Here is a 1,463-nt window from a genome sequence, read left to right on the forward strand (position 1 = left end):
CTTTGTCTTTGATGGCATCAGATAGACGCTTCAGGACAATCACCCCACATCCCTCGCCACGCACATAGCCGTCGGCTGACTCATCGAAGGTTTTGCAACGCCCATCAGGTGACAGCATCCTGGCTTTCGAGAAATTAATACTTAATTCTGGCGAAACCATGATGTTCACACCGCCAGCTAGAGCTAAATCGCACTCCCGGTTACGTAGACTTTGACAAGCCAAATGAACTGCCACTAAAGAAGAGGAGCAAGCTGTATCCACTGCCAAGCATGGCCCAGTTAGACCCAGAATATAGGACAAACGTCCTGCTGCCACACTCAAAGCATTGCCTGTACCCACGTAAGCATCAATCTCCCTCACTTCTGTGGTCAACAAGCGTCGTCCATAGTCATTGTTAGAGATGCCAACGAAGACTCCGGTTTGACTGTCAAACAGTCGGTCAGGTTTAATAGCAGCATTTTCCAGTGCTTCCCAACTGACCTCTAACAGCAAACGTTGCTGGGGGTCAAGGCTAACCATCTCTCTGGGCGAAATACCGAAAAACTGGGCGTCGAATTCTTCTAACTGACTGACAAACCCACCATAGCGAGTGTACATTTTTCCCGGAGCATCTGGATCTGGGTCGTAGAAAGCATCAATATTCCAGCGATTAGCTGGCACTTCCGTGACTGCATCTACTCCATCGCGCAACAGTTGCCAGAATGCTTCTGGGTTGTTAGCACCTCCAGGAAATCGGCAACCCATACCCACAATCGCCAGCGGCTCTTTTTTGGCTTTTTCCACAGCTTCAAGCTTGGCTTGCATATCCTCTACAGCTCGAAGCGCTCGTTTGATTGGAGAAATTGACTGACCTGCTTCTAAATTCATAATTTTAGATTTTAGTAATTAATGCTTTCCAATTTTTGCAGCAGCAAAGCTTCAGCTTCGCTATCGGATAAATCTTCCACATAGGAATTGGTTGGAACTTTCTCCTGGTCAGTGGTTGGCGATTCTCCATTCAATTCCACACCAGAATCTAACAATAGCACTTCTTTGGCTAGGTAATCAACCAGCTTTGTGACTGTGGGATAGGTAAAAGTCAAGCTAGAAGGCAAAAAGCAACCCAAACTCTTTTGCAGGGAATTTCTCAGCTCTACAGATGTTAACGAATCCATGCCTAACTCAAAAAAACCTTGCTGTAGGTCTATTGTTTGCGATACATCCCAGCCAATTACTTTCCCTACCTCCGAGCGAATGTGATTAATCAAAAGCTGCCTGCGTTCATTCACATTTGCCGCTTCTAATCGAGCGCGGAACTCAGCTTGTGGCTCTTTGTTCTTAACCCCTAACTGAGTGAAGTTAGCAAAAAACGGCGATGTCAAAGCCGATGTCGCAATCAACTGTGACCAGTTAATTGGCATCACCCCAACTTGGCTGGCCGACTGGTTTAACAATTGCTCCAGCGCCACTAATCCCCGTTCTA

Annotated in this window: 2 protein-coding genes; both read right to left on the reverse strand. The window is 46.8% G+C overall.

Going from position 1 to position 1,463, the window contains the following annotated elements; genetic code table 11:
• Positions 1–868, reverse strand: an 868-nt coding sequence (locus MiSe_RS49040; RefSeq protein ID WP_307731697.1) for a beta-ketoacyl synthase N-terminal-like domain-containing protein, incomplete at its 3' end; no start/stop codon positions are given.
• 11 nt (positions 869–879) lie between these two features.
• A partial coding sequence (locus tag MiSe_RS49045) for an acyl carrier protein (protein WP_226594802.1) occupies positions 880–1,463 on the reverse strand: 584 nt, incomplete at its 5' end.

The sequence above is a fragment of the Microseira wollei NIES-4236 genome, from assembly GCF_020521235.1.
GTDB lineage: Bacteria > Cyanobacteriota > Cyanobacteriia > Cyanobacteriales > Aerosakkonemataceae > Microseira > Microseira wollei.